22 protein-coding genes are annotated in these 23,302 nt (G+C 68.3%); 8 read left to right on the top strand and 14 right to left on the bottom strand.

Annotated elements, in window-relative coordinates:
- Positions 1-744: 744 nt before the first annotated feature.
- From POR01S_RS06695 to POR01S_RS06650, 10 genes are all read right to left on the bottom strand, one after another.
- On the bottom strand, positions 745-1,053 hold the full coding sequence (locus tag POR01S_RS06695; RefSeq protein ID WP_027597369.1) for a hypothetical protein: 309 nt from the start codon (positions 1,051-1,053) through the stop codon (positions 745-747).
- Positions 1,054-1,228: 175 nt separating this feature from the next.
- The gene (locus tag POR01S_RS06690; RefSeq protein WP_042134690.1) at positions 1,229-2,536 is read right to left on the bottom strand and encodes an MFS transporter; all 1,308 of its coding nucleotides are present in this window, start codon (positions 2,534-2,536) and stop codon (positions 1,229-1,231) included.
- Positions 2,537-2,705: 169 nt separating this feature from the next.
- Positions 2,706-4,034 (bottom strand): sigma-54-dependent transcriptional regulator, encoded by a 1,329-nt coding sequence (locus tag POR01S_RS06685; RefSeq protein ID WP_042134688.1) that lies wholly within the window; start codon positions 4,032-4,034, stop codon positions 2,706-2,708.
- Between the two features lie 65 nt (positions 4,035-4,099).
- Positions 4,100-5,473 (bottom strand): sensor histidine kinase, encoded by a 1,374-nt coding sequence (locus tag POR01S_RS06680; protein WP_042134686.1) that lies wholly within the window; start codon positions 5,471-5,473, stop codon positions 4,100-4,102.
- On the bottom strand, positions 5,470-6,129 hold the full coding sequence (locus POR01S_RS06675; protein ID WP_027597373.1) for a response regulator transcription factor: 660 nt from the start codon (positions 6,127-6,129) through the stop codon (positions 5,470-5,472). Before POR01S_RS06675 ends, POR01S_RS06680 begins: the two co-directional genes overlap by 4 nt.
- Positions 6,130-6,139: 10 nt before the next feature.
- A complete protein-coding gene (locus tag POR01S_RS06670) occupies positions 6,140-6,787 on the bottom strand; it encodes a tetratricopeptide repeat protein (protein WP_042134684.1) in 648 nt (215 codons plus the stop codon).
- Positions 6,784-7,593 carry an SDR family oxidoreductase gene (locus tag POR01S_RS06665; RefSeq protein ID WP_042134683.1) on the bottom strand — a complete coding sequence of 270 codons (810 nt, stop codon included), beginning with the start codon at positions 7,591-7,593 and terminating at the stop codon, positions 6,784-6,786. Before POR01S_RS06665 ends, POR01S_RS06670 begins: the two co-directional genes overlap by 4 nt.
- Positions 7,580-8,263: an iron-containing redox enzyme family protein gene (locus POR01S_RS06660; RefSeq protein ID WP_027597376.1), complete on the bottom strand. Its 684-nt coding sequence runs from the start codon at positions 8,261-8,263 to the stop codon at positions 7,580-7,582. The genes POR01S_RS06665 and POR01S_RS06660 overlap by 14 nt, the downstream gene beginning before the upstream one ends.
- On the bottom strand, positions 8,260-9,738 hold the full coding sequence (locus tag POR01S_RS06655) for an AMP-binding protein (protein ID WP_042134680.1): 1,479 nt from the start codon (positions 9,736-9,738) through the stop codon (positions 8,260-8,262). Before POR01S_RS06655 ends, POR01S_RS06660 begins: the two co-directional genes overlap by 4 nt.
- The gene (locus POR01S_RS06650) at positions 9,728-10,402 is read right to left on the bottom strand and encodes a thermostable hemolysin (protein WP_052382630.1); all 675 of its coding nucleotides are present in this window, start codon (positions 10,400-10,402) and stop codon (positions 9,728-9,730) included. The genes POR01S_RS06655 and POR01S_RS06650 overlap by 11 nt, the downstream gene beginning before the upstream one ends.
- 131 nt (positions 10,403-10,533) lie before the next feature.
- Between POR01S_RS06650 and POR01S_RS06645 the strand changes: the two genes are divergently transcribed.
- Positions 10,534-10,755 carry a hypothetical protein gene (locus tag POR01S_RS06645; RefSeq protein WP_027600628.1) on the top strand — a complete coding sequence of 74 codons (222 nt, stop codon included), beginning with the start codon at positions 10,534-10,536 and terminating at the stop codon, positions 10,753-10,755.
- On the opposite strand, the gene POR01S_RS06640 is transcribed toward POR01S_RS06645, so the two are convergent.
- From POR01S_RS06640 to phoB, 3 genes are read right to left on the bottom strand one after another with little or no spacing between them, the layout of a single operon-like run.
- Entirely contained in the window at positions 10,752-12,503 is a 1,752-nt protein-coding gene (locus tag POR01S_RS06640; RefSeq protein ID WP_042134677.1) for a sensor histidine kinase, read from the bottom strand. The genes POR01S_RS06645 and POR01S_RS06640 overlap by 4 nt on opposite strands.
- A gap of 56 nt (positions 12,504-12,559) precedes the next feature.
- Positions 12,560-13,873, bottom strand: a complete 1,314-nt coding sequence (gene phoR / locus POR01S_RS06635) for a phosphate regulon sensor histidine kinase PhoR (protein WP_027597381.1) — start codon at positions 13,871-13,873, stop codon at positions 12,560-12,562.
- A gap of 18 nt (positions 13,874-13,891) precedes the next feature.
- Positions 13,892-14,581, bottom strand: coding sequence for a phosphate regulon transcriptional regulator PhoB (phoB, locus tag POR01S_RS06630; protein WP_007159925.1), 690 nt, complete (start codon positions 14,579-14,581; stop codon positions 13,892-13,894).
- Between the two features lie 159 nt (positions 14,582-14,740).
- Here phoB and POR01S_RS06625 point away from each other — a divergent pair, with 159 nt between their 5' ends.
- The 7 genes from POR01S_RS06625 (at position 14,741) to POR01S_RS06595 (ending at position 22,661) form a co-directional block, all read left to right on the top strand.
- Positions 14,741-15,535 carry an IclR family transcriptional regulator gene (locus tag POR01S_RS06625; protein ID WP_042134674.1) on the top strand — a complete coding sequence of 265 codons (795 nt, stop codon included), beginning with the start codon at positions 14,741-14,743 and terminating at the stop codon, positions 15,533-15,535.
- Entirely contained in the window at positions 15,532-16,485 is a 954-nt protein-coding gene (locus POR01S_RS06620) for a 2-dehydro-3-deoxygalactonokinase (protein ID WP_042134672.1), read from the top strand. The genes POR01S_RS06625 and POR01S_RS06620 overlap by 4 nt, the downstream gene beginning before the upstream one ends.
- Positions 16,478-17,104, top strand: coding sequence for a 2-dehydro-3-deoxy-6-phosphogalactonate aldolase (locus POR01S_RS06615; RefSeq protein ID WP_042134670.1), 627 nt, complete (start codon positions 16,478-16,480; stop codon positions 17,102-17,104). Before POR01S_RS06620 ends, POR01S_RS06615 begins: the two co-directional genes overlap by 8 nt.
- 114 nt (positions 17,105-17,218) lie before the next feature.
- A complete protein-coding gene (dgoD, locus tag POR01S_RS06610) occupies positions 17,219-18,367 on the top strand; it encodes a galactonate dehydratase (RefSeq protein WP_017642356.1) in 1,149 nt (382 codons plus the stop codon).
- Positions 18,368-18,681: 314 nt separating this feature from the next.
- Positions 18,682-20,007 (top strand): MFS transporter, encoded by a 1,326-nt coding sequence (locus POR01S_RS06605; RefSeq protein WP_037006612.1) that lies wholly within the window; start codon positions 18,682-18,684, stop codon positions 20,005-20,007.
- Between the two features lie 91 nt (positions 20,008-20,098).
- Positions 20,099-21,151 (top strand): SMP-30/gluconolactonase/LRE family protein, encoded by a 1,053-nt coding sequence (locus POR01S_RS06600; protein ID WP_042134668.1) that lies wholly within the window; start codon positions 20,099-20,101, stop codon positions 21,149-21,151.
- Between the two features lie 109 nt (positions 21,152-21,260).
- Entirely contained in the window at positions 21,261-22,661 is a 1,401-nt protein-coding gene (locus tag POR01S_RS06595) for a sugar porter family MFS transporter (RefSeq protein WP_027597387.1), read from the top strand.
- A gap of 45 nt (positions 22,662-22,706) precedes the next feature.
- Here the strand turns inward: POR01S_RS06595 and POR01S_RS06590 are convergent, their stop codons facing one another.
- Positions 22,707-23,153, bottom strand: a complete 447-nt coding sequence (locus POR01S_RS06590; RefSeq protein WP_007159917.1) for a YMGG-like glycine zipper-containing protein — start codon at positions 23,151-23,153, stop codon at positions 22,707-22,709.
- Between the last annotated feature and the right edge of the window lie 149 nt (positions 23,154-23,302).

Raw genomic sequence — 23,302 nt, 5'->3', positions numbered from 1 at the left:
GGAAATAGTGTTGGCGAGGCTCTAATGCGTGGTTCGCAAGGCTATGACGTGGGTGCCGATGCGGCCCTCACCCCAACCCTCTCCCGGAGGGAGAGGGGGTGGTACGGAGTGAGAGGTGATCCGGGGAGTATCGCCTGGGGAAATCGTGTTGGCGAGGCTCTAACGCGCGGTTCGCGCGGCTATGACAAGGGTGCCTGTGCGGCCCTCACCCCAACCCTCTCCCGGGGGGAGAGGGGGCCATACGGAGCGAAGCGGAGCTATGGAGTAGCTCTCGCTGAAAGACAGTCAAAACTGCTATCGCAGCAGCACTGAAAACAGCTTCAGTACCAACGTCTGGAGAAAGAGCCCGCCACCGCTCCAGGCCGCTCCCTCTCCCTGAGGGAGAGGGTTGGGGTGAGGGCCCGGGGCCAGCCTTACTTCCCCTCGAACGCCGCAGCAGCAGTGGCATAGGCCGCTTTGTGATATTCAAAGCTGGCTGACTGCGCCAACATGATTTCCCAGTCCTCGATAAAGGCGATCACCGAGCGCTAGGAGAGGCTGTCAGCCTTGATTTCGGCTCTGTCGATGAAGTTGGAGGGGGTGGAGGTGAAATGGCCTCAACTGGCCTAAGCGAATCGCTATCGCAGTAACAATGAAAACAGCTTCAGGACCCACGTCTGGAGGAAGAGCCCGCCACCGCTCCAGATCGCCCCCTCTCCCTGGGGGAGAGGGTTGGGGTGAGGGCGCAGGGCCCCCCCGCGAGGCTTACTTCTTCTCGAACGCCGCCGCGGCGGTGGCGTAGGCCGCTTCGTGATAGTCGAATTCGGCGGACTGCACCAGCAGGGTTTCCTCGTCCTCGGTGAAGGCGATCACCGGGCGATAGGAGAGGCCGTCGGCCTTGATTTCGGCTTCGTCGATGAGCTTGGAGAGATCGAAGGCGAAGTCGCCGCAGATGGCCTTGGCCTGGGCGTCGGTGATGCCGTGCTTCTTCAAAGCATCGCGCAGCAGGCTGCTCCACTGGTATTGAAACTGGAGACCCAGTTTGGCGTAGCTGGGACCGTAGTCGATTTCCATGAGTGTGTAACCGGGGCTTGGGAGGAGGGGGCGAACTCGCCACAGCGGTCAGCGAAATGACCGTTGTGGACGCTGCCGGTGACACTACGATGGCGTGCCCCAAAGCCCAGGCAAAGGGGGGCGGGCCGGACGGCCAAATCTAATGACCGAGAGGCCCGCCCCCAGGGACGAGCGGTTATTCGTGCACGATGCGCGAGTGATCGCGGGTGTCCTTCATGAAGACGTAGACCAGCAGCGAGCAGGCGATGCAGCCGGTCACGTACCAGTAGTAGCCGCTCTCCATGCCGATGCTCTTGAACCACAGGGCCAGGTATTCGGCGGTGCCGCCGAAGATGGACACGGTCAGGGCATAGGGCAGGCCGACGCCCAGGGCGCGGATCTCGGTGGGGAACAGCTCGGCCTTCACCACGGCGTTGATCGAGGTGTAGAAGCTGACGATCACCAGCGCCACCATGATCAGGCCGAAGGCGCCCCACCAGGTGGTGACGCTGCCCAGGGCGGTGAGGATCGGGTAGGTGAACAGGGTGCCGAGCACGCCGAAGGCGATCAGTACCGGACGCCGGCCGACGCGGTCGGAGAGGGCGCCGACGACGGGCTGCAGCAGCATGAACAGGAACAGCGTCGCCGCCGAGATGGAGGTGGCGTCGGTCTTGCTCATGCCCACCGAGTTGACCAGGTACTTCTGCATGTAGGTGGTGTAGGTGTAGAAGGCCAGGGTGCCGCCCATGGTCAGGCCGACCACGGTGAAGAATTCCTTGGGATGGCGCATCAGGGTGCGCATCAGGGATTCCTTGGGTTTTTCGGCCTTCTTGAAGGAGCTGGTCTCTTCCATGCCGCGGCGCAGGTAGAGCGCGGTCACGGCGCAGGCGGCGCCGATCAGGAAGGGGATGCGCCAGCCCCAGCTTTCCAGCTGTTCGACGGTCAGGGTCTGCTGCAGCACGATCAGCGTGGCCAGCGCCAGCAACTGCCCGGAGATCAGGGTGACGTACTGGAAGCTGGAGTAGAAGCCGCGGCTTTCCTTGGTCGCCATCTCGCTCAGGTAGGTGGCGGAGGTGCCGTATTCACCGCCCACCGAGAGGCCCTGCAGCAGCCGCGCCAGCACCAGCATGATGGGGGCGGCGACGCCGATGGTGGTGTAGCTGGGGGTGAGGGCGATGATCAGCGAGCCGGCGCACATCATGATCACCGAGACCATCAGCGCGGACTTGCGGCCGGCCTTGTCGGCATAGAGGCCCATCAGCCAGCCGCCGATGGGGCGCATGAGAAAGCCCACGGCAAAGATGGCGGCGACGTTGAGCAGCTGGGCGGTCTGGTCGCCCTTGGGAAAGAAGGCCTTGGCGAAATACAGCGAGAAGGCGGCGTAGACGTACCAGTCGTACCATTCGACCAGGTTGCCGACGGAACCGCTGAAGATGGACTTGATGCGCTGCGAGGTGGTCTTGGGCGCGGTCTGGCCGGCCGCGAGGGTAGCGGTGCTATCCACAGGGTGTTCCTCTTGTCGTTGTTATTAGGGCGCTCGGGGCGTCGACAAGGGCTATAGCAGGGCGCGTGCCAGGTCGCGAAGCCGCGTCCTGACTAGGTTTTGCAGATACGAATCGGCGAAAGATCGCCGAAAGGCGGTGAGCAATGAGCGGATTTCCGCCTATTGCCTCTCAATCCTCGTCGCGGAAGTCGGCCCGCACCAGGCCATGGCGCTGCATCTTCTCGTTGAGGGTGCGCCGTGGCAGTTGCAACTCGTCCATCACCGCCTTGATCTCGCCGCCGTGGCGGGCCAGGGCGGCGCGCAGGCACTGGGCCTCGAAGGCTTCCAGCTGATCGGCCAGGGAGTGGCCCGCGGCTGCGGTGGCGGGGGTACCCAGGCCGAGGGCCTCGCGCTCGGCGGCGTTGGCCAGCTCGCGCACGTTGCCGGGCCAGCCGTGACCCAGCAGCTGGGCCAGGCGCGCCGCGCCGGGCGGGGTGACCGGGCGGCCCAGGCGGGCGCCGGCCTCGGCGAGGAAGTGATCGAACAGCAGCGGGATGTCCTCGCGCCGCGCCCGCAGCGGCGGCAGGTGCAGCTCGGCGACATTGAGGCGATAGGCCAGGTCTTCGCGAAAGCGTCCGGCGCGGGCTTCTTCCAGGAGATCCGGCTTGGTGGCGGCGACGATGCGCAGGTCCAGGGCGATGCTCTGGTTGGAGCCGAGGCGCTCCAGACGCTGCTCCTGCAGCACCCGCAAGAGCTTGACCTGCTGCGCCAGGGGCATGCTCTCGATCTCGTCGAGAAACAGGGTGCCGCCGTTGGCGTATTCCAGCTTGCCGATGCGCTTGCCCTGGGCGCCGGTGAAGGCGCCGCTCTCGTGGCCGAACAATTCGCTCTCGAACAGCTGCTCGGGGATGGCCGCGCAGTTGAGGGCGACGAAGGCCTTGTCGGCGCGGGGACCGAAGTCGTGCAGGCAGCGGGCGACCAGTTCCTTGCCGCTGCCGGTCTCGCCGCGCAGGAGCACGTTGACCGGTGTCGGCGCCAGGTCGAGGATCTGCTGGCGCAGCCGGACGATGCCCGGCGAGACACCCAGCAACCGACGGGCGAGGGCGCTCTGGTCGTCGACCCGGCGATGCAGCTGGCGGTTCTCCAGCACCAGCCGGCGCTTTTCCAAGGCGCGGCCGAGATCGCCAAGCAAGGCCTCGGGGCTGAAGGGCTTTTCCAGGAAGTCGTAGGCGCCCTGGCGCATGGCGCTGACCGCCAGGGCGACATCGCCGTGGGCGGTGAGCAGGATCACCGGCAGGTCGGCATCCAGCGCCTGCAGCCGTTCCAGCAGGGCCAGGCCGTCCATGCCGGGCATGCGCACGTCGCTGACCACCACCCCGGCGAAATCCGGGGTCATTGCCGCCAGGCAGTCTTCGGCGCGGGCGAACAGCCGCACCTGATGCCCCGACAGCTCCAGCCACTGGCGCACCGCTTCGCGGATGCTGGCTTCGTCGTCGACCAGATAGACCTGAGCTTGCATGGGAGGCGTCCTCTCGCGGCCGGTGCGCCGCTACCTTGCCCGAAGGCCGGCGACGGGTCGAGTCCCTAGCCGGGTCCCGGCAGCACCGGCAGGCCGAGACGGGCGCAGGCGCCGCCCTCCGGGCGGTTGCCCAGTTCGATGCGTCCACCCAGGTGCTGGGCGACGGTCTGGACGATGGACAGTCCCAGGCCGGCGCCGTTGGCCGCGCCGCTGCTGTAGAAGCGCTCGAACAGCCGTGGCTGGATCTCCTCCGCGATGCCGGGGCCCTGGTCGAGGATCTGGATCTCCGCCCAGTCGGCGGTGACCTCCAGGCGGATGCGGATCTCGCCGCCGGGAGGCGACACGTTGACCGCATTGGTCAGCAGATTCTGCAGGGCGATGCCCAGCATGGCGCTGTCGCCATGGACCTGCACCTGGCTGGCTTCGGCGTCGAGGCTGAGGTCCAGGCCCTTGTCGAGAATCCAGGGGCCCAGTTCTTCCAGGGTGGCGCTGAGGGCGGTGCGCAAATCGAAGCGCTGCTCGGCGCTCCAGCTCGGCCGGGGTTCCAGACGGGCGAGGATCAGCAGCTGGTTGACCACCCGGGTCAGCCGATCGGTGCCGCTGACGACGAATTTCAGCGCCTCGTCGCGGGCCGCCGCGGTCTGCGCGGACAGGGCGTTCTGCGCATGCAGGCGCAGCACCGCCAGCGGCGTGCGCAACTCGTGGGCGGCATCGGCGATGAAGCGGCGTTCGCGCTGCAGCAGTTGCTCGATCTGCAGCAGCAGCCGATTGAGCGCCGCCTGCATGGGTTCCAGTTCGCGCGGCAGGGGATCGAGCTGCAGCGGTTGCAGGGATTCCGGGTCACGGTGGCGGATCAGCCCGGCCATGCGCCGCAGCGGTTTCAGGCCCCAGCCAATGGCCAGCCAGGCCAGCAGCGACAGCAGCACCAGGCCGATCAGATGCGGCGTGAGGGTGTGGCGCAGGATGCGGCGGACCAGATCGGCGCGCACCTCTTCGCGCTCGCCGACCCAGAGCATCAGGTCGTGCTCCGGGTCGGGCAGCAGGAAGCCATACCAGGCCTCGCCCTCCAGGGTCTGCTCGGTGAAGCCCGGGGTCGTCGGCATGCTGAAGATGGGCGCGCTGGGCGAGCGCATCAGGGGGACGCCGCGGGCGTTCCAGGCCTGGAAGGCCATCTTGGCCTCGTATCTGTGGCCATAGGGGCTGTCGTTGGCCTCGGCCAGGGCCTGGGTGACGCTGGCATGCAGCGCCAGGCGGCCTTCGCCGCGGGGGGCGGCGCGCAGCATGCCCTGCAGGATGCGCGCGCTCTGCGCCAGCTGGGCATCGTAGATCTCGCCGATCTCGCGCTGGCTGTCGTGGACGTTGGTCAGGGCGATCAGCAGGGTGCCGATCAGCAGCAGCGAGAGCACCAGGCCGACGGTGCGGCGGCGGATGGAGGTCATGGACATTCGAGGCGGTAACCGATGCCCCTGACCGTGCGGATCAGGTCGGCGCGCAGCTTCTTGCGCAGGTTGTAGATGTGGACTTCCAGGGTGTTGCTTTCCACCCCCTCGTCCCAGCCGTAGAGCAGCCCCATGAGGCGGTCGCGACTGAAGATCTTGCCCGGATTGGCCAGCAGTTCGTGCAGCAGCTGGTATTCGCGCGGGGTGAGGTTGACCGGCTGGCCATCGAAGGTGACCCGGCGGGTGGCCGGATCCAGAGCGATGCCGCCGCCTTCGAGCTGGATCTGCGAGGGACCGTTGCGCCGCCGCAGCAGGGCGCGCAGGCGCGCCTTGAGTTCCTTGATGTCGAAGGGCTTGACCAGGTAGTCGTCGGCGCCGGCGTCGAGGCCGGCGACCCGGTCCTCGGTGTCGTCGCGGGCGGTAAGGATCAGCACCGGCGTGGTCAGGCCGTTGGCGCGACTCTGGCGCAGCACCTGGATGCCGTCCAGGCGCGGCAGGCCGAGATCCAGCACCACCAGGTCGAAGCCCTCTTCGCGCAGGGCGTGGACGGCGCTTTCGCCGTCCTTGAGCCAGTCCAGGGTATAGCCCTCTTCCCGCAGACTGGTACGGATGCCCTCGCCGAGGTCGGGATCGTCTTCGATCAGCAGCACGCGCATGGAGGCCTCGTCACTTCAGCTTCTGGTCGACGTCCTTGAGCAGCGCGGCGATCTCGCCCCGCCGTCCCTGGTCGGCCAGTTCGCGTCCGGGCCGCGGGGCGGCCTGCTGCGCCTTGAGCAGGGCGGCGCGGGCTTCGGCATAGCGCTGCTGGCGATACAGGTGGTCGCCCCAGAAGTATAGGGTATCGATGCCGCTGGGGTTGAGGGCGAGGGCCTGCTGCAGCAGACGATCGGCTTCGCTGGCGTCACCGAAGGCGATCGGCCAGCCGGGAACCCGGTCGTAGAGGGCGGCGAGACTGGTGTAGGCGGAGCCCTGCAGCGCCGTGGGGTCGAGCTTGAGCGCCTGTTCCAGGTCAGTGCGGGCTTCCTTGACCTTGCCCAGCGCCCCCAGCCCGCCCTGGGCGCCGGCCCAGCTGCTGAGCACGATGCCCTGCCAGATCAGCGCCGGCGCCGACTGGGGTGCAGCCTCGGTGAAGGCGCGCGCCTCGCCGGCCAGCTGTTCGAAGGCGGCGGGCTTTTCGGCGCTGGGCAGGCGGTACTGGATCTCGGCCCAGCGCTGCTGGATGTGGGCCAGGCGCTGGCTATCGTCAGCCAGGGCGAAGGGGCTGGCGAGCAGCGCGGCGAGCAGCAGGCCGAGGGCTTTGCGCGGGGACGTCATGGGTGTTTCTCCGGGGCGAAGGCGGGGTCGATGAAGCGGCGGATCACCGGCAGCTGGCGGCGCAGGGCGCGATCCACCAGGCCGGGCAGCAGGCCGTTGAGGCGGACGAAGAGCTTTTCCGGCCAGCCGAGATGGAGCTCCTGGCGATCCTCGACCAGGGCGCGGATCACCACGCCGGCGACCACGACGGGGTCGTCCACCTGGCTCTTGAGCGCCTGGTTCACGGCCATGGCCGCCGGGCTGTTCATCGCCGTGCGAGTGGCGCGGGGCGCCACGTAGAGCACCCGGATGCGGGTATCGGCCAGTTCCCGGCGCAGGGCCTGGGTGAAGCCGCGCAAGGCGAACTTGCTGGCGCAATAGGGCGCATAGCCGGGATAGCCGATGGAGCCCAGGGTGGAGCCGACATGGGCGATCACCGCGCGCGGCTGGCGGCGCAGCAGGGGCAGCAGCAGGCGGGTCAGCTGGATGGCCGCGCCGATGTTGATCGCCAGCAGGTTGTCGATGGCGTCGTCATCGAGGGCTTCGAGCAGGGCGAAGCTGTTGCTGCCGGCGGCATTGAGCAGCACGTTGACGCCCTGGCCGCGACTGGCTTCGGCCAGCACCGCCTGGCGATCGGCCCGACGGGTGAGATCGGCATCGAGCAGGCGCAGCCGACCGCCCAGGCGCTCGGCCAGCGGCTGCAGGGCGCGGGTGTCGCGGGCGACCGCCAGCACCTGGGCGCCGCCGGCGCAGAGTTGTTCCACCAGCGGCAGGCCGATGCCGCCGCTGGCGCCGGTCAGCAGGACGCGGCAGTCAGGCAGCTGCATGGCGCTGCTCCGGTTGCTGGCCGGCGCCGGGCAGGGCGCGGAACATGTCGGCATAGAGGCGATAGACCACCTTGGACACGTGGATCACCGCGGCCTGGTCGGCCGGATCGTCCAGGCGATCCATCAGCTGGCGGTAGGTCGCCATGTGTTCCTGGTCGAGGCTGCCGTGGGAGTCCAGGTAGCTGAAGGCCGTCGCCGGCAGGCCCAGCTGGCCGCGGATGGCGCCGGCGGCCTGGGTAGCCAGGGCGATGCTGGTGCCCTCGAGCACATTGACCATGCCGAACAGGCCGACCGGATTGTCGCGGGCGATGAAATCGTAGAGATAGGCCACCATCAGCTCGATGGGCAGTTCGGGGCGGCTGGCGCGTACCGCCTCGGCGTTGCCGCCGCAGGCGGCGATGTCACTGAGGATCCACTGGTCGTGGCCGTATTCTTCCTCGATGTATTCGCAGACCGCGCCGCGCAGCCATTCCAGCCGCGCCGGCAGGCGGGCGCCGCAGGCCATCATCAGCGGCGCGGTGTGGCGGACGTGGTGATAGGCCTGGCCGAGAAAGGCGACATAGCTCTCCAGGGCGACGTTGCCGCCCAGGGCGGCGCGGATGATGGGCACCTCGAACAGCGCCTGGCGTTCCACGGCGGTTTCGGCTTGCAGGGTGGCGAAGAAACTCATGCTGGTACCTCCAGAAGGTGCGAGAGCAGGGCCGCGTGATGCGCCTGGATGGCGTCGCGGCGAAGGCGTCCGGTCGCGGTGAGCAGGCCGTTGGCGGGGGTGAAGGGTTCGGCGAGGCGGCGCCAGGCGCCGATGCGGGCATAGTCGGGCAGGCGCTGGTTGAGGCGGGCGATCTGGTCGGCGAGCAGGCTGTCGGGCAGGTCCGGCTGCCGTGGCCAGAGCAGCGCCACCAGGTGCCGGGCACCTTCGCCCTGCACATAGGCCTGGGCGATGGGGCCGCCCTGGGTGAGTTCGGCCTCGATCCAGCCCGGATCGACATTGCGTCCCGAAGCCAGGCTGAACTGGTGTTTCTTGCGGCCACGCAGGTAGAGATAGCCGTCGGCGTCGAATTCGCCGAGATCACCGGTGGCCACCTCGTCGGTGGCGCTCGCGGGTTCGCCCAGATAGCCGGCGAAATCGACGCCGCCGACCAGGATCTCGCCATCGGCGGCCAGGCGCAGGCGCACATGGGGCAGGGGCTGGCCGACGCTGCCCGGGCGGTTGGCCTCAGGGCGATTGAGGGTCACCACCGAGGCGCACTCCGACAGGCCATAGCCCTGGAACAGCGGCAGGCCCAAGGCGCTGGCGCGGGTCAGCAGCGCCTCGCTCAGCGGCGCCCCGCCCACGGCGGCGAAGCGCAGCCCGTCCAGGCGCAGCAGCCCGCGTTCGCCCAGCTCCACGAGTCCCTGCAACAGCTGGGGCATGAGGATCAGACTGTGTGGCTGGCGCTCCTGCAGGCAGGCGGCCAGCTGGGCCCAGTCGATGCCGGCGGAGCCGCGGACACCCTGGTCCTCGGCCTTGAGCACCACCACCTCGGCACCGGCCAGCAGCGCGGCATAGACCCCGAGATTTTCCAGCAGGATGCCCAGCGACAGGAGCACCTGATGGCGTCGGGGCGCCCGGGCGCCGCTGGCGGCTTCCAGGCTGGTGGCCACCCGCAGCAGCTGTCCGGCCTTGAGGCAGACGCCCTTGGGGGTGCCGGTGGTGCCGGAGGTGTAGGTGAGCTTGGCGGTGCCCGCCGGCAACGGAGCGCGGGCCGAGGCCGGCCGCTGCCACCCGCTGGCGCCCGCGGTGAAGCCTGCCGCAGCCCATTCCTGGGTGCGCTCGGGGCGCCCCAGCAGGAGATCGGCGCCGCAGTCGCGCAGGACATGGGCGCGCTGCGCGGGACTGAAGAAGTCCGGCAGGATCACGCAGGGCAGCCCTGCGCGCAGGGCGGCCAGGTCCCAGGCCAGCAGTTCGGGACCGTTGGGCAGGTCCAGCGCCAGGCGCCGGATCTCGTGCTCGCGCAGCCAGGCGGCGCGGGCGGTAACCTCCTGCAGCAGCCGGGCATAGCTCCAGGTCTCGTGACTGCCGGTCAGCGCCGGCCGGTCGCCATGCCAGGCGTGGCGCTCCAGGGTGGTGAAGAAGTCGACGACAGGGCAGGTTTCAAGCGACATGGCAGTCCTCCTCGCCAAGGGTGGTGAGGCCCAGGCGGGCGAAGATGCCGGCCTGCAGCAACTGTTGATAGCCCTGGTGGATGTCACCGGCGCAGACCTGGGGAGCGTTGGCGTAGTAGGAGCCCCAGCTCTCGCGCTCGGCGCCCAGGCAGGCCGGATCGGCCGCGCCCAGCACCTGGGGCGCCAGGCCGAGGCGATGGAAGCTGTTGATCAGGCGGGTGGCGCCGGTAAAGGTCACCCAGCGCTGGCCGCTGCGGGCCAGCAGCCAGGTGGTGACGACGATCAGCAGGCGCGCCTGGCCCGGACCCAGCGCCGCCAGATTGCCGACCTCCACCACCTCCGCGCGATCGATCGGCCGGCCGAGCGCCGCCGCCACCTGGGTCTCCACCGGCTGGGGCAGATAGCGTTCGAGAAACAGCGACTGGTCCAGCGCGGAGCGGATCCCCACCGCCGCCTGCAGCACGCCTTCGGCATCGCGCAGGGCGAGCAGCAGCGGCAGGAAGTGGCTGATGCGGGCGCCGTGCTCCAGGGCGAAACGCGCGCCGATGAAGGCTTCGGTCGCCTGCCGGCCGGGTGCCTCGCGCGGCTCCAGGCGGGCCAGCAGCGAACCGCTGCGGTCGGCCAGGGTAAAGCTGTACGGGGACTGCCAAGTCACTTCGAGCATCGCGACCTCTCCGGGGGAATACGAGGCGCAGTCTTGGCGGTCAAGCTGAAGGCAATCTGAAGCGCCGCTTCATCGCAGCTTCAGGTTGCCGGGCTAGGGTCGCCTTCCATATCCCCTGGTGGAGCCCTGCCATGTCCGAAGAAGAGCCCCTTGCTGCCGCTCCCGAGGAAGCCGCCGACAGCCACTGGCCGCTGGTGCGGATCCTGGCGGGCATCCTCGCCAGCGCCCTGATCGGCGGCGTCGGCCTGCCTCTGCTGGATGCCACCCGCGGGCCCTGGGATGCGGCGACCCTGCTGGTGACCGGGCTGCTCGGCTGGGGCTTCGCCCTGCTGGTGACGCTCTGCGTGCGCTAGGCCGCTGACTCCGGCGCGGCCGGCAGCCGCAGGGCAAAGACTGCGCCCTCGGCGGCGTTGCGCGCGGCCAGGCTGCCGCCCTGGGCCTGGACGATGGCCGAGGACACCGCCAGGCCCAGTCCCAGGCCTTCGCCCACCGGCTTGGTGGTAAAGAAGGGATCGAACACCTGGTCCAGGTGCGCGGCGGCGATGCCGCCACCGTTGTCGGCCACCTCCAGCAACCAGGCATCCCCCTCCCGCGCTAGGCTGACCCGGACCTGCGGCCGGGGTCGCTCCGCCACGGCGTCGAGGGCGTTGCGCAGCAGATTGACCAGTACCTGCTCCAGGCGGATGGGATCGCCCAGCAGCCAGGCCGGGCGCGGCAACTCCAGGATCAGCTCCACGGCCAGCTCGGCACGGCGGGCCTCCAGCAACTCCAGCGCCTGATCCACCACCCGCGCCAGATCGACCCGCTCGCGCAGACCGGCGGGGGTCTTGCGCGCATAGGTCTTGAGGTGGGCAGTGAGGCCGCTCATGCGGGTCAGCAGGCCGTCGAGGCGCTCCAGGGCGGCGCGGGCCTCGTCCAGTCGCCCGTGATCCAGCAGCAGGCGCAGACTGGCCAGGTGCATGCGCTGGGCGGTGAGCGGCTGGTTGAGTTCGTGCACCAGGGCCGCCGACATCTGCCCCAGGGCGGCCAGCTTGGCGGCCTGCACCAGGCCGTCCTGGGCGGTGCGCAATTCGGCGGTGCGGGCCTCCACCAGCTGCTCCAGTTCCAGGCGGCTGCGCTGACGGAGGCGCTTCAGCCGGCGCCGTTGCGCCCAGAGGAGACCGGCGCAGACCAGCAGCAGCCAGACGCAGACGGCGGCCAGCGCCGCACCCGGGCCGCCGCCCTGCAGGTCCCGGGTGGGCCGCAGCAGGTGCAGGGTCCAGCCTTCGCTGGGCAGCGGCAGGCTGTCCCAGAGGTAGTCGGCGCTGCCTTCGGGGGCCTGGATGTGGGCCACCTGGCGCTGCTCGCCGAGCACCCGTTCCTGGCGATAGGGCAGGGGTTGCAAGGTGCGCCGGTCGTACTGGCGGGTGGTGGCCAGTTCCGCCCGATCGGCCGGGGTCAGCTCGCGCAGCAGGCGATAGCGCCAGGCCGGGCGATTGGCGGCAAAGACCACGCCGCGGGCATCGCTGACCAGCAGCACCTCGGGGTGCTCGCCCCAACGCGCCTCGATGGCGGGGAATTCCAGCTTGACCACCACCGCGCCGAGAAAGCGCCCCTGGGCGTCCAGCACGGCGTGGGAGAGGAAATAGCCGGGAATGCCGGTGGTAACGCCCACAGCATAAAAGCGGCCGCTGCCACCGGCGAGGGTCTCGCGGAAATAGGGACGAAAGCCATAGTTGTGACCCACATAGCTGGTAGGCAGCCGCCAGTTGCTGGCGCCGATGGCCAGTCCCGTGCGATCCAGCACCTCCAGGGTCGAGGACTGGGCCGCAGCATTGAGGCGTTCAAGCTTGAGATTGAGTCGCTCGGTGGCCGTGGCATCAGGCGGCGTGGTGAGGGCAGCGATCAGTTCGGGGTCCTGGGCCAGCACCGCCGGCAGGGCGCGAAAGCGGTCGATCAGGGTCTGCAGGCCGCTGGCGTGGAGGCGCAACTGCTCCTGGCCGAGCAGGCTGGCCTCGGCCAGGCTCGCCTGCTCGGCGCGGTGCCAGGCCTGGCTGCCCAGCAACAGACAGCCGATCAGGGCGAGCAGCAGGACCGGCAGCAGGCGCAGGGCTGGGGGCATGGCAGGAGACCGTGGCAGGGATGGCCGGACGATAGCACGGCGGGGAGCCGGCAGCTTCAGGCCGAGGCGGCGGTGCGCTGGGCGATCTGTTCGGGCTGGAAATCGCAGGTGAAGCAGCTGCCCTCGCCAGGCACGCTGTGGATGTCCAGGCCGCCGCGATGACGGATCAGCACGTGCTTGACGATGGCCAGGCCCAGGCCGGTGCCGCCGGTGCTGGAGGCGCGGCTGGCGTCGAGGCGATAGAAGCGTTCGGTCAGGCGCGGCAGGTGGCGGGCGTCGATACCGGGACCATTGTCCTGCACCGCGACATGGGCGCCTGCGGCGTCCTGCCAGGCGCGCACCCGCACCTCGCCGCCTTCGGGGCTGTACTTGACCGCGTTGAACACCAGGTTGGAAAAGCAGCTGCGCAACTCCGTCTCGCTGCCCAGCAGGGCCAGACCCGGCTCGCACTCCAGGCTCAGGCGATGGCCAACGGCGCCGGACAGGGCGCGACCGTCCTGCAGGATGGAGGCGAGCAGCGGCTCTAGGGCCACCGGGCGGTTGTCGGCGGGATAGTCGGTGGCTTCCAGGCGGGCCAGCAGCAGCAGGTCGTCGATGGTGTGCTGCATGCGTCCGGCCTGCTGCTGCATCTGCCCCAGCGCCCGGCGCCAGCGTGGAGTGGCGTGGTCGGCGTTGTCCAGCAGGGTCTCCAGGTAGCCGGTGATCACCGTCAGCGGGGTGCGCAATTCGTGGGAGACGTTAGCGACGAAATCCTTGCGCATCTGTTCCAGCTGATGGACGCGGGTCACGTCGCGCACCAGCAGCAGCCGATCGCCTTCGCCGAAGCGGGTGACCAGGATGTGCAGGTACTGGTCGTCGTTGAGTGGGGAGGCCAGTTCCAGCGGCTCGCCATAGTCGCCGCCGAGAAAATAGTCGGAAAAGCGCGGATGGCGCACCAGGTTGGTGATGGGCTGGCCGAGGTCCTGGGGCTGACGCAGGCCCAGCAGGGTTTCCGCGGCGCGGTTCCACCATTCCAGGTTGCCATGGCGATCCACCAGGATGATGGCGTCGCGCAGGGCCTCGGTGGAGGCCTGGGCGCGACCGATCACGGCGAGCAATTCCTCGCGCTGGCGCTGTTCGTGGCGCTGGCGCCGATAGAGCCGGTCGAACACTTCGCCCCACAGGCCCTCGGCTTCCGGCGGCGCGCCCGGGGCCTCGCTCAGCAGCCAGGCCTGCAGGCGCAACAGGTGCCTCAGGGTGACCGCCAGATAGACCGCCAGTCCCAGGGCCACCGCCAGGCCGACATGGCCGAAGGGCCAGCCGGCCAGGGCGCAGCCGGCGACCACGGTCGACAGCTGGGTGGCCAGACGGGAGCGCCAGTTGATGTTCACGGCGGCGGTGATCCCGCGTCAGAGTTTGGTGGAAAAGCGATACCCGGTGCCGCGCACCGTCTGTACCAGGTTCTCGTAGGTCTCGCCGAGGGCCTTGCGCAGGCGGCGGATGTGCACGTCCACGGTACGTTCCTCGACATAGACGTTGCCGCCCCAGACCTGATCCAGCAGCTGGCCGCGGGTATAGGCACGCTCCTGGTGGGTCATGAAGAACTGCAGCAGACGGTATTCGGTGGGACCCATCTCGGCGGGCGCGCCGTCGATGGTCACCCGGTGGCTGATCGGATCGAGGATCAGGCCGTTGACCTCCAGCGGACCGTCGTTCTCCAGGTGGCCGGTGCGGCGCAGCACGGCTTTCAGGCGCGCCACCAGCTCGCGGGGCGAGAAGGGCTTGGTGATGTAGTCGTCGGCGCCGGTCTCCAGGCCCTGGACCTTGTTGTCCTCGTCACCCTTGGCCGTGAGCATGATGATGGGGATGGCGTCGGTCAGCTCGTCGCGCTTGAGGCGGCGGGCCAGTTCCAGGCCGGAGGTGCCGGGCAGCATCCAGTCGAGCAGGATGAGATCGGGCTTGCGATCGACGATCAGGGCGTGGGCGTCCTTGCTGTTGTCCGCCTCCAGGCATTCATAGCCCGCCATTTCCAGGGCCACGGCGATCATCTCGCGAATGGGCGCCTCATCGTCGACGATCAGGATGGATTTACCCGTCATGGAGCGCTCTGCCTCTCGAGTCCTTGCAATGTGCCGTGCATTAGATAGCGCCAATATTGCAGCTATGTGACAAGGCTGTCATATCTAACTTCTATCCCAAAATATGGGATGACGTATCACATATTGAGATTTGCCGAAGAGGCTTCTAGAGTGAAGGCCATGAACGACAACAATTCCAAAAAGGGGGAAGCGCCCAGCGGGGCCCAGGCCCTGTTCCGCGGCCTGGCCGTGCTCGAAGCCGTGGCCGCCGGGGCTGACAGCCTGGCCCAGATCGGCGCCGCCATCGGCTGCACCCGCAGCACCACCCATCGGCTGGTTGCTGCCCTGACCCAGGCGGGTTATCTGCGCAGCGATGGCGGGCGGCTGATCCTCGGCAGCCATCTCATCGCCCTCGGCTACCAGGCCCGCGAGCAGCTGCCGCTGACCGGTGTGGCCCGGCCCCATCTGCAACGCCTGGCCCAGCACTGTGGCGACACCGTGCACCTCGGCGTGCGCGAGGGCGGCGATGTCCTCTATCTCGACAAGCTGCCCGGCAGCCGTGGCCTGGAGATGAGATCCCGGGTCGGGCTGCGCATGCCGCTGGCGCTGACCGGGGTCGGCAAGGCGCTGATGCTGGATCTCGCCGAGGGTGAGTGGGAAGCCCTCTATGGCGAAGGCGTGGCCCGGCGCACCGGCCAGCCCGGGCTGCGCGAGGATTTCCTGCCCTGGGCGGACTACCGTGCGCGACTGCGGCGCCACGCCGCCGAGGGCTATGCCCTGGATCTGGAAGAGAACGAACTGGGCATCCGTTGCGTGGCCGCGCCCATCCGCGGCGCCGACGGCGCCATCGTCGCGGCACTCAGCGTGGCCAGCGCCATCCCCTACATGCCCGAGGCGCGGCTGCACGAGTTGCAGCCCGAGGTCACTGCCTGCGCCCGGGCCATTTCCCGCGAACTCGGCTGGAGCCCCGCATGACCGCCACCCCGCACCTCATCGGCCTCGACTGGGGCACCTCGTCCCTGCGGGCCCAGCTGTTCGACGCCCAGGGCGCCGTGCTGGAAACCCGCAGCCGGCCCTGGGGCATCATGCATGTGCCCGACGGCGACTTCGCCGCGGCCTATCGCGCTCTGGTGGGCGACTGGCGCGAGGCCCAGCCGGACCTGCCCGCCATCGCCTGCGGCATGGTCGGCAGTCGCGGCGGCTGGCGTGAGGTGCCCTATGCCGACTGCCCGGCCGACGTCCACAGCCTGGCCGCCGGCCTGCTGCGCCTGGACACGGGCTGCGGCGACCTCCACCTGGTTCCCGGAGTGATGCAGCGCGGCGCCTTGCCCAACGTCCTGCGTGGCGAGGAGACCCAGGTGTTCGGTGCCCTCGAACTGGAGCCGGACCTGGCCGCCGAAGCCCTGCTGGTGCTGCCCGGCACCCACAGCAAGTGGGTGCGGGTGCGCGACGGTCGTCTCACCGACTTCGCCACCTACATGACCGGCGAGTTGTTCGCCGTGCTGCGCGAGCATTCCATCCTGGGTCGCCCAGCCGCCGAGGCCGGTCCCGAAGCCAGTGCCGAGGCCTTCCGCCTGGGTCTCACCACCGCCCGCGATGCCGGCGCCGAGGGCCTGTTCGGTCGCCTCTTCACCGCCCGCAGCCGGGTCCTGGCCGGCGAGCTGGGCGCGGCGCACAGCCTTGACTACCTCTCCGGCCTGCTGATCGGCGAAGAGTTGCGCAGCCAGGTCGCCGCCCTCAAGGGCGCCACCTGTCCACCCCTGGTGCTGATCGGCGACGCGGCGCTCTGCCAGCGCTATCGCGACGCCCTGGCGCTATTTGACATCCACCAGGTCCGCCTGCTGGAGCAGGCCACCCGGGCCGGGCTCTGGCGCCTGGCCCAGGCCGCCGGCCTGCTCCCCACCTCTGGAGGCTCCCATGCTTGATACCTACCTCAAGGACCTGCCGCTGATCGCCATCCTGCGCGGCGTCACCCCGAACGAGATCGTCGCGGTCGGCCGCGCCCTGTACGACGCCGGCTTTCGCGTCATCGAGATCCCGCTCAATTCGCCGCAGCCCTACGAGAGCATCCGCCGGCTCACCGCCGAGCTGGGCGAGAGCTGCCTGATCGGCGCCGGCACGGTGCTCACCGAAGCCCAGGTGGCCGAGGTGGACGCTGCCGGCGGCCGCCTGATCGTCTCGCCCAACGCCAACCTGGCGGTGATCCGCGCCAGCAAGGCCGCCGGCCTGGTCAGCGCCCCGGGCGTGGCCACGCCCTCGGAGGGCTTCGCCGCCCTCGACGCCGGCGCCGACAGCCTCAAGCTGTTTCCCGCCGAGCAACTCGGCCCGGCGGTGGTCAAGGCCTGGCGCGCGGTCTTTCCCAAGGAGCTGGCGCTGCTGCCGGTGGGCGGCATCACCCCGGACAACATGGGCCCCTACGTAGCCGCCGGTGCCAACGGCTTCGGCCTCGGCTCGGCGCTGTACAAGCCGGGCCTGAGCGCTGCGCAGGTGAGCGCCAATGCCCAGGCGTTTGCGGCTGGGTGGGCGGCGGTAAAGAACGCTTAAAGCTCGCGGTCATGGACCGCTCCTACAGATACCCGGTGCCTCCGTAGGAGCGGCCCATGGCCGCGATTTATCCAATCTCCTCGATCCAACAATTCAAATCGAGAATTCCTGACCATGAAGATCACCAAACTCACCACCTATGTCGTCCCGCCGCGCTGGTGCTTTCTCAAGATCGAGACCGACGAGGGCATCCACGGCTGGGGCGAACCCGTGCTGGAAGGCCGCGCCCACAGCGTGGCGGCGGCGGTCGAGGAACTGGCCGACTACCTGATCGGCAAGGACCCGCGCAACATCGAAGACCACTGGACGGTGCTCTACCGCGGCGGCTTCTATCGCGGTGGTGGCATCCACATGAGCGCCTTGGCCGGCATCGACCAGGCGCTGTGGGACATCAAGGGCAAGGCCCTGGGCGTACCGGTGCACGAACTGCTCGGCGGCCAGGTGCGCGACAGCATCCGCGTCTATTCCTGGATCGGCGGCGACCGCCCGGCGGAGACCGCGGCCCAGGCCCTGGAGCGCCAGGCCAAGGGCTTCACCGCGATCAAGATGAACGCCAGCGAAGAGATGCAGTTCGTCGACACCTACGACAAGGTCGACCAGGTGATCGCCAACGTCGCCGCCATCCGCGACGCCTGCGGGCCGCACTTCGGCATCGGCGTGGACTTCCATGGCCGGGTGCACAAGCCCATGGCCAAGGTGCTGGTGAAGGAGCTGGAGCAGTTCCGCCTGATGTTCATCGAGGAGCCGGTGCTCAGCGAGCACCACGAGGCGCTCAAGGAGATCGCCCTGATGAGCAACACGCCCATCGCCCTGGGCGAGCGGCTGTACTCGCGCTGGGACTTCAAGCGCATCCTCCAGGAAGGCTACGTCGACATCCTGCAGCCCGATCCCTCCCACGCCGGCGGCATCACCGAGACGCGCAAGATCGCCAACATGGCCGAGGCCTACGACGTTGCCATTGCCCTGCATTGCCCGCTCGGTCCCATCGCCCTGGCGGTCAACCTGCAGCTGGACGCCAACTGCTACAACGCCTTCATCCAGGAGCAGAGCCTGGGCATCCACTACAACCAGGGCAACGACCTGCTCGACTACATCAAGAATCCCGAGGTGTTCGACTACGCCGATGGCCACGTGAAGATTCCCCAGGGGCCGGGGCTGGGCGTCGAGGTCAACGAGGAATTCGTCAAGGAACAAGCCGCCATTGGCCATCGCTGGCGCAATCCGATCTGGCGGCACAAGGACGGCAGTTTCGCCGAGTGGTGAGAGACGCCCTCACCCCAACCCTCTCCCCAAGGGAGAGGGGGCAAGAGCAGGAGCGCGGAGTTTCGCTCTCGTTCGGACCGTCCCCTCTCCCTCTGGGAGAGGGCCAGGGTGAGGGAAAGCCGGACCACCGCCGCTGACCCCTCACCCTAACCCTCTCCCAAGGAGAGAGGGAGCAAGAACAGGAGCGCGGGGCTCAACGTCCGCACCGACCATCCCCTCTCCCTCTGGGAGAGGGCTAGGGTGAGGGCCGCCCCAGCAGCCTGACCCCAGACATCGACAACGCTCGCCACAACGTCAATTACAGGACCCGAGCCATGCCCACTCCCACCCACGCCTCCCCGGCGGCGGCCGCGGCCGCGCCGACCCTGGCCAAGCCCAGTCGGGCCCGCTTCTTCATCATGATGCTGCTGTTCGTCACCGTGGTGATCAACTACCTCGACCGCAGCAACCTCTCCATCGCCGCGCCGCACCTGGCCCAGGACCTGGGCATCGAGCCGGTGCACATGGGCCTGATCCTCTCGGCCTTCGGCTGGACCTACGCCGCCATGCAGATCCCCGGTGGCTGGCTGGTGGACAAGGTCGCCCCGCGCATCCTCTATCCGGTGGCCATCGCGCTCTGGTCGCTGGCCACCATCGGCCTGGGCTTCGTCGGCAGCTTCATCGGTCTGATCATCCTGCGCCTCGCCGTGGGTGCCTTGGAGGCCCCGGCCTATCCGATCAACAACCGGGTGGTCACCACCTGGTTTCCCGAGCGCGAGCGGGCCACCGCCATCGGCTTCTACACCTCCGGCCAGTTCGTCGGCCTGGCCTTTCTCACCCCGGTGCTGATCTACCTGCAGCAGACCTTCGGCTGGCACATGGTCTTTGTCGTCACCGGGGGCGTCGGCATCCTCTGGGCGGCCATCTGGTATCTGGTCTATCGCGAACCTAAGGACTTCCGCGGTGCCAATGCCGCCGAGGTCGCGCTGATCCAGGAGGGCGGTGGCCTGGTCGATCTGGAACAGAAGAACCGCAGCCGCGCCGCCTTCCAGTGGCGTGACCTCTGGAGCGTGCTCAACAAGCGCAAGCTCTGGGGCATCTACATCGGCCAGTTCTGCCTCAATTCCACGCTCTGGTTCTTCCTGACCTGGTTCCCCACCTACCTGGTGAAATACCGCGGCATGGACTTCATCAAGGCCGGCTTCCTCGCCTCGCTGCCGTTCCTGGCCGCCTTTCTCGGCGTGATCTGCTCGGGGCTGCTGTCGGACTGGCTGATCCGTCGCGGCGCCTCCGTGGGCCTGGCGCGCAAGCTGCCGATCATCGGCGGCCTCCTGATCTCCACCAGCATCGTCGGCGCCAACTTCGTCGACTCGCCCGCGCTGATCATCGCCTGCCTGGCACTGGCCTTCTTTGGCAACGGCCTGGCCTCCATCACCTGGTCGATGGTCTCGGCCATGGCGCCGGAGCGGCTGATCGGCCTTACCGGCGGGATGTTCAACTTCATCGGCAACCTCTCCGCCATCTGCGTGCCCATCGTCATCGGCTTCCTGGTCAAGGACGGCAGCTTCGCTCCGGCCATCGCCTTCATCGGCGTGACCGCGCTGATCGGCGCCCTCTGCTACGGCCTGGTGGTGGGCAAGGTGGAACGTCTGCCCGAATAAGGGCGACTAAAGGAGCGCCTTCCGCTCTGGTTGCGGAGGCGCTCTGCCACCGGCCGTGCCGGACCCATAACGACAACAAAGGAGTCTCCCCATGCCACTCGCCCGTCGCACCTTTCTTGGCGTGTCCCTGGCCGCCTCGGCCGGTCTGGTCGCCAGTCGCGCCCTGGCCGACGACAAGTTCGGTCTCACCCGCAACTGGGAGGGCAAGCCGCCCATCGTCATGCCCGATCCCGCCTGGGAGATCCACGATGCGGCCTTCAAGGGCCGCCTGGGCAATGCCTTCGTGGAACGGCTGTGGTCCGGCGGTCTCTGGACCGAAGGCCCGGTGTGGATGGCCGACTGGCGCTGCCTGCTGTTCAGCGACATCCCCAATGCCCGGGTGATGCGCTGGAGCGCCGACGACGGCCATGTCAGCGTCTATGACGACCAGTCCCACAACGCCAACGGCCACACCCGCGATCGCGAGGGTCGGCTGATCAGCTGCGAGCACGACAGCCGCCGCGTGACCCGCCGCGAGTTGAATGGCAGCGTCACGGTGCTGCTCGACCGCTTCGACGGCAAGCCGCTGAACGCCCCCAACGACGTGGTGGTCGGCGCTGACGGCGCCATCTGGTTCACCGATCCGGGCTACGGCATCCTCGGCGCCTACGAGGGCCACAAGGCCGAATTCGAGCTGCCCACCAACGTCTATCGCATCGATCCCCAGGGCAAGGCCACGGTGGCGGTGGGTGACTTCGGCCGCCCCAATGGCCTGGCTTTCGCGCCCGACGGCAAGCGCCTCTACATCAGCGACACCGCTGGCGGCGGCAATCCCGGCAAGCCCAATCACCTCAGGGCGTTCACCGTGAAGGACGACGGCACCCTCGGCGGTGGCGAGGTGCTGATCGACGCCAAGGAGCAGGGCGTGATCGACGGCTTCCGCGTCGACAGCGACGGCAACCTCTGGTGCAGCTGGGCCGGCTCGGCCGAGCAGAACAGCGTGCGGGTCTTCACGCCAGGCGGCCAGCCACTGGCCACCCTGCACCTGCCGGAAACCGTCTCCAACGTCGAATTCGGCGGCCTCAAGGGCAATCGCCTGTTCATCACCGGCGGTGGTTCGCTCTATGCCACCTATGTGAACGCCCAGCCCGCGCGGCTCTGGTAGGGGCTTCTCATCAGCCGAACCAAGGGTCGTTGGACAGGTCTGTAACAAACGGATACGGAACGACCCGCGACAACAAGATCGCCCACAAGGCGAGCGAGGAGCCTCAGTCATGAGCAACACCACTACCCACGCCGACGGTCACGTCACCGAAAAGGCGCAGCCCAAGGCGATCTTCGCCTGCCTGATGGCCGCCCTGGCCGGCCTCATGTTCGGCCTCGACATCGGCGTCATTTCCGGCGCCACCAAATTCATCCAGCAGGAATTCCAGATCTCCGATCAGGTGATCGAGTGGATCGTCTCCAGCATGATGGCCGGCGCCGCCCTGGGCGCGCTGGGCGCCGGTTCGCTGTCGGCCAAGCTGGGTCGCAAGAAGTCCCTGATGCTGGGCGCCATCCTGTTCGTCATCGGCTCGATCCTCTGTGGCCTGGCCACCTCGCCGACCATGCTGATCTTCGCCCGCTTCCTGCTCGGCCTGGCCATCGGCATCGCCTCCTTCACCGCGCCGCTGTACCTGGCCGAGGTCGCCCCGGAAAACATCCGCGGCTCTATGATCTCGCTGTACCAGCTGATGATCACCGCGGGCATCCTGATCGCCTTCCTGTCCAACACCGCCTTCAGCTACTACGAGGCCTGGCGCTGGATGCTCGGCATCATCGCCATCCCCGGGGTGCTGTTCCTGATCGGCGTCTTCGCCCTGCCGGACAGTCCGCGCTGGCTGATCATGGCCGGGCGCAAGCAGGAGGCCATCAAGGTCCTGCACAAGCTGCGCGGTGACGAAAAGGTCATCCAGCAGGAAGTCGCCGAGATCGAAGAGCAGCTCAAGGTGCCGCAGAAGGGCTGGTCGCTGTTCAAGGAGAACGCCAACTTCCGCCGCTCGGTGGGCCTGGGCGTGCTCTTGCAGGTGGTGCAGCAATTCACCGGCATGAACGTGGTGATGTACTACGCGCCGCGCATCTTCGAAGGCATGGGCTACGACACCGCTGCCCAGATGTGGTTTACCGCCGCGGTCGGTCTGACCAACGTGCTGGCCACCTTCATCGCCATCTTCCTGGTCGACAAGTGGGGCCGCAAACCCATCCTCTATACCGGCTTCGTGGTCATGGCCGTGGGCCTGGGCGTGGTCGGCACCATGCTCGGCATGGGCAACCTGAGCCACGGCCAGCAGACCTTTACCGTGGTCATGCTGCTGATCTTCATCGTCGGCTTCGCCATGTCGGCCGGTCCGCTGATCTGGACCCTGTGCTCGGAAGTCCAGCCGCTCAAGGGCCGCGACTTTGGCATCGGCTGCTCCACCTTCACCAACTGGATCGCCAACATGATCGTCGGCGCCACCTTCCTGACCATGCTGGGCACCTTGGGGCAGGGCACCACCTTCTGGATCTATGCCGGTCTGAACGTGGTGTTCATCTTCCTGGTGTTCCTGCTGGTACCGGAGACCAAGGGCGTCACCCTGGAGCGCATCGAACGCAACCTGATGCAGGGCAAGCGCCTGCGCGACCTCGGTCAGTAGGCTCGAGCGCACAGGAAAACGCCCGGCATAGCCGGGCGTTTTTCATTACCGATCCCAGTGCTTGTGTCGGTGCTTGGCGTGCTTCCAGCCCTTGCCGGGGTGGTCGCGATAGCCCCGATAGCCGCGATCGTCGCGTCCGCTGTCGCCCAGGTTGTTGCCCAGGGCACCGCCGGCACCGCCCCCCAGGGCCGCGCCGACCAGGCCACCGGTGCTGCCACCGACTCTATTGCCGATCACGTTGCCGCCCGCCGCGCCCAGACCGCCGCCGATGGCGGCCTCGGTTCTATTGCGCCGGTCAGCGCCCAGTACACCACCTGCTGCACCGCCGACGCCGGCACCGATGGCCGCACCGGTGCTGCCGCCGACCTGCTGGCCGACCAGAGTACCGAGTACGCCACCCACGGCGCCGCCGAGTCCGGCTTCGGTATTGCCCGCATACGCCGGGGCAACGCCCGCCAGGGCAAGCAACAAGAACAGGGCTGAAGGTTTCATGGAGTCCACTCCGTGGTAGAGACGAGCCGATCCTCGGCAAAAATCGCTGCCCTGGCAAGTACCGAACGGTCGTTTGAACGGTAAAGGTTGTCTTTACCCATTCCTTTGATTTCCTTGAACAAACCTATACGGGAATCGCCGGTCTCGGC

The sequence above is a fragment of the Pseudomonas oryzihabitans NBRC 102199 genome (assembly GCF_000730625.1).
Taxonomy (GTDB): domain Bacteria; phylum Pseudomonadota; class Gammaproteobacteria; order Pseudomonadales; family Pseudomonadaceae; genus Chryseomonas; species Chryseomonas oryzihabitans.
This window is presented reverse-complemented; position numbering and strand designations above follow the sequence as displayed.

What these genes read in the sequence shown, in the direction of transcription:
- POR01S_RS06675 (WP_027597373.1), bottom strand. Translation starts at nt 6,129, where the DNA reads ATGCGCGTGCTGCTGATCGAAGACGATCCCGACCTCGGCGAGGGCATC.
- POR01S_RS06625 (WP_042134674.1), top strand. Translation starts at nt 14,741, where the DNA reads ATGAACGACAACAATTCCAAAAAGGGGGAAGCGCCCAGCGGGGCCCAG.
- POR01S_RS06660 (WP_027597376.1), bottom strand. Translation starts at nt 8,263, where the DNA reads ATGAGTTTCTTCGCCACCCTGCAAGCCGAAACCGCCGTGGAACGCCAG.
- POR01S_RS06680 (WP_042134686.1), bottom strand. Translation starts at nt 5,473, where the DNA reads ATGACCTCCATCCGCCGCCGCACCGTCGGCCTGGTGCTCTCGCTGCTG.
- POR01S_RS06650 (WP_052382630.1), bottom strand. Translation starts at nt 10,402, where the DNA reads ATGCTCGAAGTGACTTGGCAGTCCCCGTACAGCTTTACCCTGGCCGAC.
- POR01S_RS06665 (WP_042134683.1), bottom strand. Translation starts at nt 7,593, where the DNA reads ATGCAGCTGCCTGACTGCCGCGTCCTGCTGACCGGCGCCAGCGGCGGC.
- POR01S_RS06655 (WP_042134680.1), bottom strand. Translation starts at nt 9,738, where the DNA reads ATGTCGCTTGAAACCTGCCCTGTCGTCGACTTCTTCACCACCCTGGAG.
- POR01S_RS06615 (WP_042134670.1), top strand. Translation starts at nt 16,478, where the DNA reads ATGCTTGATACCTACCTCAAGGACCTGCCGCTGATCGCCATCCTGCGC.
- phoB (WP_007159925.1), bottom strand. Translation starts at nt 14,581, where the DNA reads ATGACGGGTAAATCCATCCTGATCGTCGACGATGAGGCGCCCATTCGC.
- POR01S_RS06605 (WP_037006612.1), top strand. Translation starts at nt 18,682, where the DNA reads ATGCCCACTCCCACCCACGCCTCCCCGGCGGCGGCCGCGGCCGCGCCG.
- POR01S_RS06595 (WP_027597387.1), top strand. Translation starts at nt 21,261, where the DNA reads ATGAGCAACACCACTACCCACGCCGACGGTCACGTCACCGAAAAGGCG.
- POR01S_RS06645 (WP_027600628.1), top strand. Translation starts at nt 10,534, where the DNA reads ATGTCCGAAGAAGAGCCCCTTGCTGCCGCTCCCGAGGAAGCCGCCGAC.
- POR01S_RS06620 (WP_042134672.1), top strand. Translation starts at nt 15,532, where the DNA reads ATGACCGCCACCCCGCACCTCATCGGCCTCGACTGGGGCACCTCGTCC.
- POR01S_RS06590 (WP_007159917.1), bottom strand. Translation starts at nt 23,153, where the DNA reads ATGAAACCTTCAGCCCTGTTCTTGTTGCTTGCCCTGGCGGGCGTTGCC.
- POR01S_RS06670 (WP_042134684.1), bottom strand. Translation starts at nt 6,787, where the DNA reads ATGACGTCCCCGCGCAAAGCCCTCGGCCTGCTGCTCGCCGCGCTGCTC.
- dgoD (WP_017642356.1), top strand. Translation starts at nt 17,219, where the DNA reads ATGAAGATCACCAAACTCACCACCTATGTCGTCCCGCCGCGCTGGTGC.
- POR01S_RS06685 (WP_042134688.1), bottom strand. Translation starts at nt 4,034, where the DNA reads ATGCAAGCTCAGGTCTATCTGGTCGACGACGAAGCCAGCATCCGCGAA.
- POR01S_RS06695 (WP_027597369.1), bottom strand. Translation starts at nt 1,053, where the DNA reads ATGGAAATCGACTACGGTCCCAGCTACGCCAAACTGGGTCTCCAGTTT.
- POR01S_RS06600 (WP_042134668.1), top strand. Translation starts at nt 20,099, where the DNA reads ATGCCACTCGCCCGTCGCACCTTTCTTGGCGTGTCCCTGGCCGCCTCG.
- POR01S_RS06640 (WP_042134677.1), bottom strand. Translation starts at nt 12,503, where the DNA reads ATGCCCCCAGCCCTGCGCCTGCTGCCGGTCCTGCTGCTCGCCCTGATC.